Here is a 12,446-nt window from a genome sequence, read left to right on the forward strand (position 1 = left end):
TTTCTTCTTCATATCGATAACCCATCGGCATCCAAGCCGATGGCCCCCGCCCCTAGAAGGGCGCACGAGGAGACAATCCGTGTCGACCGCCACCCACGCCGGCCTGCAACACGCCCAGCGCCCCACGCGCAGCCGGTACATCATCATGGTGATGTTGTTTATCACTGTCGTCATCAATTACCTGGACCGCAGCAACCTGTCCATCGCCGCGCCCGCGCTGAAAGACGAGTTTGGGCTGGACACCTGGCATGAAGGGCTGATCCTGTCCGCCTTCGGCTGGACCTACGCCGCCATGCAGATTCCCGGCGGCTGGCTGGTGGACCGTGTATCGCCCCGCGTGCTGTACGCCGCCGCGCTGATCCTGTGGTCGGCCGCGACCTTCTTCATGGGCTTTGCCAGCAGCTTCATCATCCTGTTCGTGTTGCGGCTGGCAGTGGGAGCATTGGAAGCGCCCGCCTACCCCATCAACAACCGCGTCGTCACCACCTGGTTTCCGGAAAAAGAACGCGCCACCGCCATCGGCTTCTACACGTCCGGCCAATTCGTGGGCCTGGCGTTCCTGACGCCCGTGCTGGCCTGGTTGCAGCACCATTACGGCTGGCACATGGTGTTTGTCAGCACCGGCTTGCTGGGCATCGTCTGGGGCGTGCTGTGGTACCTGATCTATCGCGAGCCGCGCCAGTTCAAGGGCGCCAACGCCGCCGAGATCGAACTGATCCAGCAAGGCGGCGGCGTGGTCGACCTGGACCGCAACGCGCACGCCAAGAAAGCGCCGTTCAACTGGAATGACCTGGGCCTGGTGATGTCCAGGCGCAAGCTGTGGGGCGTGTACCTGGGGCAGTTCTGCCTGACGTCCACGTTGTGGTTCTTCCTGACGTGGTTCCCGACCTATCTGGTGAAGTACCGGGGCATGGACTTCATCAAGTCTGGCTTCCTGGCATCCGTGCCATTCCTGGCCGCATTCGTCGGCGTGCTGTGCTCGGGCGTGCTGTCCGACTTCCTGGTGCGCCGTGGCGCCAGCGTGGGCCTGGCGCGCAAGCTGCCCATCATCCTGGGCCTGCTGATTTCCACATCGATGATCGGCGCCAACTTCACCGACTCCACCCCCTGGGTCATCTTCTTTTTGGCCCTGGCCTTCTTCGGCAACGGCCTGGCGTCCATTACCTGGTCGCTGGTGTCCACCTTGGCGCCGGTGCGGCTCTTGGGCCTGACGGGCGGCGTGTTCAATTTCGTGGGCAACCTGTCGTCCATCTGCACGCCCATCGTCATCGGCTTCCTGGTATCGAAAGACAACTTCGCCCCCGCCATCGTGTACGTGTCGTCGCTGGCACTGCTGGGCGCACTGTCGTACATCCTGCTGGTCGGCAAGGTGGAACGAATAGAAGCGTGATTGATGTGTGTTGGTGAGATGAAGGGTGCCGGATGAACGGCACCCTTTTTTTTGTGCGCGATATGCAGCCCGAGAGCACAGAGCAAGGGCTAAAAACGTCACTTCCACGTTTTCCCTTTTGCAGCGGATCAAGGACCATCACGCCATGTGAGTCACATCCGCCGATGACGAGACGGCACGGATAAGCAACTTGACTAATTTTCGTCGATAAACGAATATGGCCATGTTTGAAATTGAACACTACGTGACCGCCGATGCCGGGGTCGACCTTTATGTGGCGTGGTTGAAAAGCCTGCGTGACAACCGCGCAAGAGTGGCGATCATCCGCCGAGTCTTTCGCATCCACCAAGGCAACTTCGGCGATCACAAGTTCTGCCGCGAAGGAGTCTGGGAACTACGAATTGATATCGGCCCGGGGTATCGCGTGTATTACGGGCTAGCCGGACGGCGTGTGGTGCTGTTGCTTTCCGGCGGCGACAAACGTTCGCAAACTGACGACATCGAGCGCGCGGTACGCGCTTGGCAACATTGGAACCAGAGAACACCATGAAAAGCAGACCCCATGATGAAGCGATGGCCGAGCTGTACCGTGATGACCCCGCATTGGCCGTTGACCTGATCAACAGCGTGCTGGAAGACGGAACCCAGGCTGAGCTCTTGATCGCGCTGCGGCAACTGACGCAGGCTTTTGGTGGCGTGCAGACCGTGGCGGCGCAGGCGCACCTGAATCCCACCCAGCTCTACCGCACGCTCTCACCCAAGGGCAACCCCGCGCTAAGCAGCCTGACGGCAATCCTGAAAGCCTTGGGCCTGCGGCTGGCGGTACAGCCGCTGACGCCCGCGGGCGCCAGATAACGTTAATGGGCGGGTTGGGCGACAACACCCAAACCCGCCCAGCGAATAGCTAATGCTCGACGCGCCCCTCAGCAGCCCTGCATCGCCAGCTTGCGGCGGCGCACGTTGCCGGCCCGCTGCACCAACACCAGCGCCAACCCGGCCACGGCGATGACAGCACCGGCAATCGGTACCGCCGCGTAGCCCAGCCCGGCCGAGATCACCGCGCCGCCGGCGGCCGCGCCGACCGCGTTGCCCAGGTTGAACGCACCCACATTCACCGAAGACGCCAGCCCGGGGGCCGCAGTGGCGGCGCGCATCACGCCCATCTGCAAGGGCGGCACCACGGCGAAGGTGGCGACGCCGAAGATCAACAGGGAAATCGCCGCGCCGATCTGGGTGGAGGCGATCCACGGGAACGCCAGCAGGTCGATGATGACGATCACCAGGAAGGTGATGAGCGTACCGTCCAGCGAACGGTCGGCCATGCGGCCGCCCAAGCCATTGCCCAACGTGAAGCCCAGGCCAATCAGCACCAGCATGCCGGTAATGAAGGCGGGCGATGCGCCGGTGATATCGGCCAGCGTGGGCGCAATGTAGGTGTACAGCGTGAACATCGCGCCCGCGCCCAGCACCGTGGTCAATAGCGCCAGCAGCACGACGGGGCTTTTCAGCACGGCCAGTTCATGGCGTACATCCGGGCGGCGTCCCGCTTCGCCCGCCGGCAAGGCGAACCACAGCGACAACATCGCAATCAAGCCCAGCACGGCGGTGGCGGCAAACGACATGCGCCAGCCGATCACCTGCCCCAGCCACGTGGCGGCGGGCACGCCGCCCACGTTGGCGATGGTCAAGCCCATGAACATGGTCGCCACCGCGCTGGCCTGCTTGTGGCGCGGCACCACGCTGGCCGCCACCAGCGAGCCCAGGCCGAAGAACGCGCCGTGGTTCAGGCTGGTGACCAGCCGCGCCAGCAACAGCGTGGTGTAGTTGGGCGACAGCGCCGACAGCACGTTGCCGATGGTGAAGATCAACATCAACAGAATCAGCGCCTTGCGCCGCGACCAGCGCGAAAACGCCAGCGTCATCAGCGGCGCGCCCAGCATCACGCCGATGGCGTAGGCGCTGATCAGCATGCCGGCGCTGGGAATGGACACGTCCACGCCCTCGGCAATAACGGGCAACAGGCCCATGGGAGAAAACTCGGTCACGCCAATGCCGAACGCACCGACGGCGAGCGCCAGCAACGGCAGGCCGGACTTGACCGGCGGATTATCTTGCGGGTTCATGCGGATTCCTTGGAGCACGTCGTAAAGACAGGCGTGCAGTATGACCGCGCGATCCTTGCGGAAAAAGCCGTCTGGCGGGCAAACACTTTTGACTTCAAGTCACGAATCGCCCCCAGGCACGGGGGGCTACGTCAGCCCCAGCAAGCGCTCCGTCTCGCGCGCCAGGGCGACCAATCGGGGGCCGATGTCGGCGGCCCGCTCGCGATAGGGTCCGTCCCCCGACGGTACGCCGCAGTTGAAGACGTACAGCAGCGACTGATAAGGCCGCCACAAGGGCGCGGCAAAGCCATAGGCGTCGGGACGCCATTGCACGTTGTTGCCGCAATACCCCTTGCGTTCCAGGTCACGCGATGCCGCCGCCAGGCTGGGGAAGTGTTCGGCGTAATGGCGGGCGTCGGCCACGCGCAACTGATTCAGCACCACTGCCCGCTCGGCATCCGGCACCCGGCACAGCCAGGCCTTGCCCGCCGCGCTGGACAGCAAGGGCAAGGCCGCGCCGATGTCGGGCCGGGTCTGCAAGGCGTCGTTTGACCTGGCGGTTTCCACGTACACCATCTGCAAGCGGTCTCGCACCACCAGCGACACCGCGCCGCACGCATGGTCGGCCAACTGCTTCATCAGCGGCCGCGCCAATTGGCGGATCTGCATGCTGGCCAGCAAGGGGTAGCTTAGCGCCAGCACAGACGCGCCTAGTCGGTAGCGAGCAGGCGAGCCCAGGCGCTGCAAGAAACCCAGTTCAACCAAGGTATGCGTCAGGCGCGCCACCGCGCTTTTGGACAAGCCGGTCTGCTGGGCGAAGTCCTTGTTGGCCAGCTCGGGCCGGTCCGCCCGAAAACACGCCAGGATATCGATGCCGTGCGCCAAGGTGGTGGCAAAGTCGCGGTCGGGGTTGGGATCCTGGCCGGGGTCGCGACCAAGGCCGGGTTCACGTTCAAGCGGCATCCTGGCGCTCCAGCATTTTTTCCACCCGCGTCACCAAGGTCAGCAGACGCGGCGCGATGCGTCGGCGCAAATCGCCCGCCCGCAGCCTTCGCGTCGGCACGCCGCAATTGAACACGAACACCTGACCGTCCACCGGACGGCGCATGGGCACCGCCACCGCATGCACGTCGGCATGCCATTCGCCTTCGGCCACGCAGTAGCCATGCGCGGCATAGTCCCGGCGCGCCTGCTCCCAACCCGGTGCATGCCGTTGCCAGGCGGCGGGATCTTGCTGGCGCAGCGCGTGCAACAGCACTTGCGCCTCGTCCTCATCCGCCTGCGCCAGCCACGCCCGCCCCATCGCCGACGGCAGCAGCGGCAGCATCGCCCCGATGTCCGGCCGAAACGCCACGGCGTCGTGCCCCCGGCAGGTTTCCACGTACACCATGTGCGCGCCGTGATGCATGCCCAGCGACGCCGACCCGCCCGCCGCGTTGGCCAGCCGCGTCATCAGCGGGCGCGCCAACTGCCGCAGCTTGATGCTGGCCAGCAAGGGATAGCTCAGTGACAACAGCGCCGTGCCCAGGCGGTAGCGACGCAGGCTGGCGTCATAGCGCAACAGGCCGCGTTGAACCAGCGTATAGGTCAGCCGCGAAATCGTGGCTTTGGACAGGCCGGTGCGGTCGGCCAGCTCGCGGTTGCTGAGCGCCGGCTCGCCATGGCGAAAAGTCTGCAACACCGCCAGGCCGTGAGCCAGCGTGGTCGCGAAATCAGGGTCGGGGTGATGGCCGCCCAGGGGCGTGGTCATGGTCGCAATCCGGGTGGACATTCCGCAATGAAACGGGGAAAGCGAAAAACAAAACGCGCGGAATGCTGATGCCGATGATAGAGCAAGCACGCCATTCATCGCGCAATAAGCGTTCAAGATATCAAAACACTTGTCTCGCATTTCGCGTTGCTTTGCTAGCCTGGGTTCCATATTGCCCCGGTGCGGATTCCTCCGCGCCATCCGGGCAGCCAATCAAAAAAATCGGAGACGACCCCATGATCAGGGACCCTGACGGCTTTGCCGCCTTCATCGAATCGCTGCGGCGCTTCGTCCGCCAGCAACTGGTTCCGCGCGAAGCCGAAGTGGCGCGCCTGGATGAGGTGCCCGACGATCTGGTGCGGGCCATGGCCGACCAGGGCATGTTCGGTTATTCCATCCCGGAAGCCTACGGCGGCGCGGGCATGAGCACCGAAGAACTGATCCGCGCGGCGATTGAACTGTCGCAATGTTCCGTGGCGTTTCGGGCGCGGGTTGGCACCAACACCGGCATCGGCTCTGAAGGCCTGGTGGCGGACGGCACCGAGCAGCAGAAAGACCACTACCTGCCCCGGCTGGCCTCGGGCGAATTGACCGGCTGCTTCGCGCTGACCGAGCCACAAGCCGGGTCGGACGCCACCGCCTTGCGCACGACCGCCGTGCGCGACGGCGACAGCTATGTGCTGAATGGCGAAAAGTGCTTCATCACCAACGCCCCGCTTGCCGGCCTGTTCACCGTCATGGCGCGCACCGACCCCGACGCGCCCGGCGCCAAGGGCATATCCGCCTTCATCGTGGAACGCGGCACACCGGGTTTGTCCACCGGCCAGCCCTACGACAAGATGGGCCAGGCGGGTTCGCCCGTGTCCGCCGTCTACTTCGACAACTGCCGCGTGCCCGCCGCCAACCTGATCGGCGGCCAGGAAGGCATGGGTTTCAAGACCGCCATGAAAGTGCTGAACAAGCAGCGCATTCATTTGGCCGCGCTGTGCATCGGCCCCGCCATCCGCATGCTAGACGACACGCTGCGCTTTGTGGCCGAACGCCAGCAGTTCGGCAAGCCGCTGATGGACTTCCAACTGATCCAGGCGATGCTGGCCGATTGCCAGACCGACATCCAGGCCGCGCTGGCGCTGGTGTTGCAAACCGCGCGCGAACGCGACGAGGGCCGCGACGTAACCATGAACGCGTCCATCTGCAAATACTTCGCGTCGGAAATGTGCGGCCGCGTGGCGGACCGCTGCGTGCAGATGCACGGCGGCTACGGCTACATCGCCGACCAGGGCATTGAACGGTTTTATCGCGACGTGCGCCTGTTCCGCCTGTACGAAGGCACCAGCCAGATTCATCAACTGACCATCGCCCGCCACACGCTGGCGCAGGCCGGTTACACGCCCGGCCGCTAGGCCAGGGCGCTATCCCGGGACCGCAGCCACCAGAAGCCCGCGGCCCATCAACCCAAGGAGACTCACATGCTGCACAAGCACCTGCCGAAATGGATCGGCGCCATCGCCACCGCACTCACCTGCGCGGCGCTGCCGCCCCAAGCCGCCGCCGCGTATCCCGACAAGCCGATCCGGCTGATCGTGCCGTTCGCCCCCGGCGGATCCACCGACATTCTTGGCCGCCTGCTGGCCGAAGCGCTGCAGCCCATTCTGGGCCAGCCCGTCATCGTGGAAAACAAGCCGGGCGCTGGCGGCAATATCGGCGGTGACTTCGTGGCGCGCGCCGCGCCGGACGGCTACACGCTGCTGCTGGCGGCGGCTGGCCCCACCGTCATCAACCCCAGCCTGTACGCCAACATGCCGTTCGACCCCGCCCGGGACCTGACCGCCATCACCTGCCTGGAACGCGAACACAACCTGATGGTGGTGACCAAGTCCATGCCCGTGAAAACGTTGCAGGAATTCCTGACGTACGCACGCGATAACCCGGGCAAGCTGTCGTTCGGTTCCCCCGGCAATGGCTCGCCCGCGCAACTGGCCGGCGAACTGCTCAAGCAAAAGGCCGGCCTGCAAGCCGAGCACGTGCCCTACAAAGGCAGCGGCCCCGCCATCACCGACCTGGTCGCCGGCCATATCGATTTCATGATCGACAACATGCCCGCGCTGCTGCCGCAAGTGAAAGCAGGCACCCTGCGCGCGCTGGCCGTGCCCAGCGATGCGCGCGCCACCGCCGCGCCGGACATCCCCACTTTCAGCGAAGCCGGCCTGCCGGGCTTTGAGGTCATGGCGTGGAAAGGGCTGATGTCGCCGGCCAACACGCCGCCCGCCGTGGTCGACCGCTTGCATGCCGCCGTGGCCAAGGCCTTGCAAGACCCCGAGTTGCGCACTCGCTTCCAGGAATTGGGCGCCGAACCGCTGGTCAACACGCCCGCCGAATTCGCCAAGCAGATCGCGGACGAGACCTTGTGGTGGGGCAAGCTGATCAAGTCCACCGGCACCCGCATCCAGTAAACCTCTAAAAAGAGACCGCCATGCCCGCCCAGCCCACCGGCGACGCCGCCATCGAAGACCTGTGCGAACGGGTTCGCCGCTTTGTCGATGACATCGCCATCCCCGAGGAATCCGCCGCCATCGCCCGCAACGTAGCGGCCCTGGACGAATGTGTAGCGCGCTTGCGCGTGCAAGCCCGGGACGCCGGCCTGTACGCGCCGCAACTGCCCGTGGAACTTGGCGGGCTGGGCCTGGGCTGGCGCGCGCTGGCGCAAGTGCTGGAAACGGCCGGGCGCGGCTTTCTGGGGCCGGCCGCCTTGAACTGCGCCGCGCCCGACCAACCCAATATGCTGACCTTGCTGCGGCTGGGCACGCCCGCCCAACGCGAGCGCTATCTATTGCCCCTGGTTCGCGCCGAACAGCGCGCCTGCTTCGCCATGACCGAACCCGCACCCGGCGCGGGCTCCGACCCGTCCATGCTGCGTACTCGCGCAACAAGGCACGGCCAAGGCTGGGTGCTGCACGGACACAAGCAATTCATCAGCGGCGGCGTCGGCGCGGACTTTGCGCTGGTGCTGGCGCAGGCCGAGGCCGGCGCCACGCTTTTCGTGGTGCCCGCCGACACGCCGGGCTACCGCGTGGTGCGCGATATCGGCATGGTCACCGGCTACCAGATCGGCGGCCATGCGGAAATTGAATTGAACGGCTGCGAAGTCGGCGACGACGCCGTGCTGGGCGAACCCGGCCGTGGCCTGGAATACGCGCAACTGCGGCTGGAACCCGCGCGCCTGTCGCACTGCATGCGCTACATCGGACGCGCCCGCCGCGCCCTGGAAGCCGCGCAAGCGTACGTCAACACGCGCGAGTCTTTTGGATCGCGCCTGGCCGACCTTCAGCAGATTCAAGCCATGGTGGCCGATTCGCACATCGACCTGCATGCCAGCCGCTTGATGACGCTGGATTGCGCCGCCCGCATGGATGCGGGCTTGTCCGTCAAACAGCACAGCGCCATGACCAAGGTCTTCGTATCCGAAGCCGTGAACCGCGTGGCGGACCGCGCGGTGCAGATGATGGGCGCATCGGGCCTGTCGGACGACACCCCCGTGGCCATGATCTGGCAAGAAATGCGCCCCTTCCGCATCTACGACGGCGCCAACGAACTGCACCGCGCCACCCTTGCGCGCCGCCTGTTGGCGCGCGGCTGACCCATCCCCGGAGACCCGCATGCCCATCCCCACCTTCCAGGCCTACCGGCTGCATGGCGGCGCCGACGGCGCGCCCCCTGAAGGCCGTTTCGACACCTTGTCGGAAGATGACTTGTCCCCTGGCGACACGCTGATCAAGGTCGCCTACGCCGGCCTGAACTACAAGGACGCGCTGGCGCAGGCCGGACGCGGCAACGTCGTGCGCCAGTACCCCCGCATCGGCGGCATCGACCTGAGCGGCACCGTGGTGCACTCCACCGACCCCGCGCTTGCTCCCGGCCAGGAAGTCGTCGTGCATGGCTTTGGCATCGGCGTGGACTGCGACGGCGGCTATGCGGAATACGCGCGCCTGCCGCATGACTGGGTGCTGCCCTTGCCCGCCGGCATCACTCTGCGCGACGCCGCCGTGCTAGGCGCCGCGGGGTTCACCGCCGCACTGTCCCTGCACTGGATGGAACACTGCGGCCTGACGCCCGATCTGGGTGAAGTGCTGGTCACGGGCGCCACCGGCGGCGTGGCTGGCATCGCCATCGACATCCTCAGCCAACGGGGCTACACGGTCTGCGCCATGTCCGGCAAACCGGATGCCGCCGACTACCTGCGGTCTCTCGGCTCCACCGAGGTCATGGCCCCGCCCGACCTGTCCGCCCCCATCAAACCCTTGATGAGTGCGCGCTGGGCCGGCGTCATCGATTCCGTGGGCGGCCCCTTGCTGGCCCACGCGCTGGCCAGCGTGCGCCCCGACGGCGTGGTGGCCGCGTTTGGCAACGCGGGCGGCGCGGAGCTGCCCACATCCGTCATCCCCTTCATCTTGCGCGGCGTGAAGCTGCTGGGCATCAACGCCAACAGCCCCATGCCGCTACGCCGCGCGCTGTGGCAACGGCTTGCCACCGACTACCGCCCGCAGCGCCTGGACCTTGCCGCGCGCGTCATCCAACCCCAGGACCTGCCGCAAGCGCTGGCCGCCATGCTCGAACGCGGCAGCACCGGCCGCAGCGTCGTGCGCTTTTCCTGAACCACTCCGGCCCCATCATGACTACGCATTCCGATCTCTCGTTGTCCCGCCTGTTCACCCCGCGCAGCATCGCCATCGTGGGTGCGTCCGCCACCCCCGGCAAGATCGGCGCCATGCCGGTCAGCCTGCTGCGCCAGCATGGTTACGACGGCCGCATCCTGCCCATCAATCCGCGCGCCGACAGCATCCAGGGCTTGCCCGCCGCGCCCGACCTGGCCGCGCTGGACGCTGACGTGGACCTGGTCATCCTGGCCGTGCCCGCCGCGCACGCGGCTCAAGCGTTGCAAAGCGCGCGCCCGGGCCAAGTGGGCGGCGCGGTCGTCTTCACGTCAGGCTTTTCGGAAACGGGCGCCGAAGGCGTCGCCATGCAAGAGGCGCTATGCGCCATCGCGCGCGAACGCGGTATCCGCCTGCTGGGGCCCAACTGCCTGGGCTACATGAACGTGCGCCACAAGGTCTACGCCACGTTTTCGCCCGCGCCCGCCAACGGCGCCGTGGCGCTGGGCGGCATCGGCATGGTGTCGCAAAGCGGCGCGTTCGGCGCCTATGCCTATTGCATGGCGCGCGAACGCGGCCTGGGGCTGTCGCACTGGATCAGCACCGGCAACGAAGCCGACATCGACGTGGCCGACTGCATCCACTGGCTGGCGCACGACGCCGACACCCGCGTCATCATGGCCTACATGGAAGGCTGCCGCGACGGCGCCAAGCTGCGCCGCGCATTGGCCGCCGCGCGCGACGCCGGCAAACCCGTGGTCGTCACCAAGATCGGCCGCACCCAGGCCGGCGCACAGGCCGCCGCGTCGCACACCGCCGCGCTGGCGGGCGATGACGCCGTCTACGACGCGCTGTTTCGCCAATACGGCGCGCTGCGCGCCCGCAGCATCGAAGACTTCTTCAACCTGGGCTATGCGCTGGACACCTGGAAACAGCGCCCCCAAGGCAAGCGCTTGGGCATCTTCACGATATCCGGCGGCGTCGGCGCATTGATGGCGGACGAGGCCGAGGAAGCCGGCCTGTCGCTACCCGAGCCCGACGCTGCCGCGCAGGCCCGCTTGCTGGAACGCGTGCCCTTCGCCGGCCCGCGCAACCCGGTCGACGTCACCGGCCAGGTGGTGTCCGAACCCGGCCTGCTGCTGGCCACCGCCGACGACATGCTGGCCGACGGCCGCTACGATGCGCTGGCGGTCTTCCTGGCCGCCGCCGGGTCGTCGGAAACGTTGTGGCCCACCTTCGAAACCTTTGCCCGCGAAATGCGCGCCCGCCATCCCGACGTGCCACTGGCCTTGTGCGCGCTGTTTCCGCCAGAACGCCGCCGCGAGCTTGAACGCCTGGGCACGCTGGTGTTCGAAGACCCCAGCGCCGCGATACGGACGATAGGGGCGGTAGCGGGCTTGGCTGCGGCGTCGGGTGCCACGTCGGATGCTGCATCGAATGGAAGCACGAATGGAAGCACAGATGGGAACACGAACGGCAGCACGGATGGCACCTCCAACGCCGCCCCGAATACCCACGCCTCCGTGCCTTCTATTAATGCAAGCACCGCGCCGCTGCGCGACACCTACAACGAAGTGCAGGCGATGGACGTCCTGCGCCAAGCCGGCCTGCCCGTGCCTGACTGCACGCTAGCCACCGACGTCGACGCCGCCGTGGCCGCCGCTGTCCGCGCGGCCGGCCCCGTGGTCTTGAAAGTGGTGTCGCCCGACATCCTGCACAAAAGCGATGTGGGCGGCGTGAAGCTGAGCCTGTCGGGCGAAGACGCCGTGCGCCAGGGTCACGCCGCCATCCTGGACAGCGTACGCACGCACTGCCCCAATGCCCGCATCGACGGCGTGCTGGTCGCGCCCATGGCGCCCAAGGGCGTGGAGTGCATCGTGGGCATGCACAGCGACCCGGTCTTCGGCCCCGTCGTCATGTTCGGCCTGGGCGGCGTGTTCGTCGAAGTGCTGAAAGACGTCAGCTTCCGCCTGGCGCCCTTTGACCACGCCCAGGCCTTGTCGATGATCCGCGAGATCAAGGGCTACGCGCTCTTGCAAGGCGCACGCGGCGCACCGCCTTGCGACATCAATGCGTTGGCGGATGCTTTGGTGGCGCTGTCACGCTTCGCGGATGCGCGCCGGGAAGATTTCAGTTCCGTGGAGATCAACCCATTGCTGGCGCTGCCGGATGGGCAGGGGGTGCTGGCTTTGGACGCGGTGCTTATTCCCAACGCTGGGCGGTCATGACAATCTTGGGCGCTTGGGCACGACCTGCACTTCCAGCCCAAGCAGATCCAGCATGTTCAATACCTTCTGCAATTGCAGCGTGGGTTTGCCACGCTCCAGGTCGCCCACGAAGCGGATGCCTGTATTGCACAAGCCGGCCAGATCCAATTGAAGCAAGCCTTGCTCACGCCGCAACGTTCTCACCAGCTTGCCCAGATCCGCCGAGGTTTGAATGATCACCGGCGACTTGGGCGGTGCGTGCTGGAATGACATGAAGGCCTCCAAAATTACCGATCGGGAATATTCCGCGCAAAAAGTCGCATTCCGGCAGAAATATTACCGATCGGG

12 protein-coding genes are annotated in these 12,446 nt (G+C 66.1%); 8 read left to right on the forward strand and 4 right to left on the reverse strand.

Annotated elements, in window-relative coordinates; all coding sequences use genetic code 11:
• Positions 1 to 79: 79 nt before the first annotated feature.
• The 3 genes from ELS24_RS26975 (at position 80) to ELS24_RS26985 (ending at position 2,245) form a co-directional block, all read left to right on the forward strand.
• Positions 80 to 1,390: an MFS transporter gene (locus ELS24_RS26975; protein WP_127185873.1), complete on the forward strand. Its 1,311-nt coding sequence runs from the start codon at positions 80 to 82 to the stop codon at positions 1,388 to 1,390.
• A gap of 223 nt (positions 1,391 to 1,613) precedes the next feature.
• A complete protein-coding gene (locus tag ELS24_RS26980; protein WP_198158136.1) occupies positions 1,614 to 1,940 on the forward strand; it encodes a type II toxin-antitoxin system RelE/ParE family toxin in 327 nt (108 codons plus the stop codon).
• Entirely contained in the window at positions 1,937 to 2,245 is a 309-nt protein-coding gene (locus ELS24_RS26985; RefSeq protein WP_050445682.1) for a DNA-binding protein, read from the forward strand. The genes ELS24_RS26980 and ELS24_RS26985 overlap by 4 nt, the downstream gene beginning before the upstream one ends.
• A 68-nt stretch (positions 2,246 to 2,313) precedes the next feature.
• Here the strand turns inward: ELS24_RS26985 and ELS24_RS26990 are convergent, their stop codons facing one another.
• From ELS24_RS26990 to ELS24_RS27000, 3 genes are all read right to left on the reverse strand, one after another.
• Positions 2,314 to 3,513, reverse strand: a complete 1,200-nt coding sequence (locus ELS24_RS26990) for an MFS transporter (protein ID WP_127185874.1) — start codon at positions 3,511 to 3,513, stop codon at positions 2,314 to 2,316.
• A 126-nt stretch (positions 3,514 to 3,639) separates the two neighbouring features.
• Positions 3,640 to 4,455, reverse strand: coding sequence for an IclR family transcriptional regulator (locus ELS24_RS26995; RefSeq protein WP_127185875.1), 816 nt, complete (start codon positions 4,453 to 4,455; stop codon positions 3,640 to 3,642).
• Positions 4,445 to 5,242 (reverse strand): IclR family transcriptional regulator, encoded by a 798-nt coding sequence (locus ELS24_RS27000; RefSeq protein ID WP_127185876.1) that lies wholly within the window; start codon positions 5,240 to 5,242, stop codon positions 4,445 to 4,447. The genes ELS24_RS26995 and ELS24_RS27000 overlap by 11 nt, the downstream gene beginning before the upstream one ends.
• A 236-nt stretch (positions 5,243 to 5,478) precedes the next feature.
• On the opposite strand from ELS24_RS27000, the gene ELS24_RS27005 reads away from it, so the two are divergent.
• The 5 genes from ELS24_RS27005 (at position 5,479) to ELS24_RS27025 (ending at position 12,119) form a co-directional block, all read left to right on the forward strand.
• Positions 5,479 to 6,645: an acyl-CoA dehydrogenase family protein gene (locus tag ELS24_RS27005; RefSeq protein WP_050445678.1), complete on the forward strand. Its 1,167-nt coding sequence runs from the start codon at positions 5,479 to 5,481 to the stop codon at positions 6,643 to 6,645.
• A gap of 66 nt (positions 6,646 to 6,711) precedes the next feature.
• On the forward strand, positions 6,712 to 7,695 hold the full coding sequence (locus tag ELS24_RS27010; RefSeq protein ID WP_050445677.1) for a Bug family tripartite tricarboxylate transporter substrate binding protein: 984 nt from the start codon (positions 6,712 to 6,714) through the stop codon (positions 7,693 to 7,695).
• Between the two features lie 20 nt (positions 7,696 to 7,715).
• On the forward strand, positions 7,716 to 8,879 hold the full coding sequence (locus tag ELS24_RS27015) for an acyl-CoA dehydrogenase family protein (protein ID WP_127185877.1): 1,164 nt from the start codon (positions 7,716 to 7,718) through the stop codon (positions 8,877 to 8,879).
• Positions 8,880 to 8,898: 19 nt separating this feature from the next.
• A complete protein-coding gene (locus tag ELS24_RS27020; RefSeq protein WP_127185878.1) occupies positions 8,899 to 9,894 on the forward strand; it encodes an acryloyl-CoA reductase in 996 nt (331 codons plus the stop codon).
• A gap of 17 nt (positions 9,895 to 9,911) precedes the next feature.
• Entirely contained in the window at positions 9,912 to 12,119 is a 2,208-nt protein-coding gene (locus ELS24_RS27025; RefSeq protein ID WP_127185879.1) for an acetate--CoA ligase family protein, read from the forward strand.
• Here the strand turns inward: ELS24_RS27025 and ELS24_RS27030 are convergent.
• Complete coding sequence (locus ELS24_RS27030; RefSeq protein ID WP_050445673.1) at positions 12,114 to 12,371, reverse strand: helix-turn-helix domain-containing protein; 258 nt, start codon at positions 12,369 to 12,371, stop codon at positions 12,114 to 12,116. The two genes, ELS24_RS27025 and ELS24_RS27030, sit on opposite strands and share 6 nt — an antisense overlap.
• Between the last annotated feature and the right edge of the window lie 75 nt (positions 12,372 to 12,446).

Origin of the sequence: Achromobacter spanius (assembly GCF_003994415.1) — a bacterium.
GTDB lineage: Bacteria > Pseudomonadota > Gammaproteobacteria > Burkholderiales > Burkholderiaceae_B > Achromobacter > Achromobacter spanius_C.

Bases quoted from the DNA above. Each gene is read 5' to 3' on its own strand.
- ELS24_RS26980 (WP_198158136.1), top strand. From the start codon at position 1,614: ATGTTTGAAATTGAACACTACGTGACCGCCGATGCCGGGGTCGACCTT.
- ELS24_RS26985 (WP_050445682.1), top strand. From the start codon at position 1,937: ATGAAAAGCAGACCCCATGATGAAGCGATGGCCGAGCTGTACCGTGAT.
- ELS24_RS26990 (WP_127185874.1), bottom strand. From the start codon at position 3,513: ATGAACCCGCAAGATAATCCGCCGGTCAAGTCCGGCCTGCCGTTGCTG.
- ELS24_RS26995 (WP_127185875.1), bottom strand. From the start codon at position 4,455: ATGCCGCTTGAACGTGAACCCGGCCTTGGTCGCGACCCCGGCCAGGAT.
- ELS24_RS27000 (WP_127185876.1), bottom strand. From the start codon at position 5,242: ATGACCACGCCCCTGGGCGGCCATCACCCCGACCCTGATTTCGCGACC.
- ELS24_RS27005 (WP_050445678.1), top strand. From the start codon at position 5,479: ATGATCAGGGACCCTGACGGCTTTGCCGCCTTCATCGAATCGCTGCGG.
- ELS24_RS27010 (WP_050445677.1), top strand. From the start codon at position 6,712: ATGCTGCACAAGCACCTGCCGAAATGGATCGGCGCCATCGCCACCGCA.
- ELS24_RS27015 (WP_127185877.1), top strand. From the start codon at position 7,716: ATGCCCGCCCAGCCCACCGGCGACGCCGCCATCGAAGACCTGTGCGAA.
- ELS24_RS27020 (WP_127185878.1), top strand. From the start codon at position 8,899: ATGCCCATCCCCACCTTCCAGGCCTACCGGCTGCATGGCGGCGCCGAC.
- ELS24_RS27025 (WP_127185879.1), top strand. From the start codon at position 9,912: ATGACTACGCATTCCGATCTCTCGTTGTCCCGCCTGTTCACCCCGCGC.
- ELS24_RS27030 (WP_050445673.1), bottom strand. From the start codon at position 12,371: ATGTCATTCCAGCACGCACCGCCCAAGTCGCCGGTGATCATTCAAACC.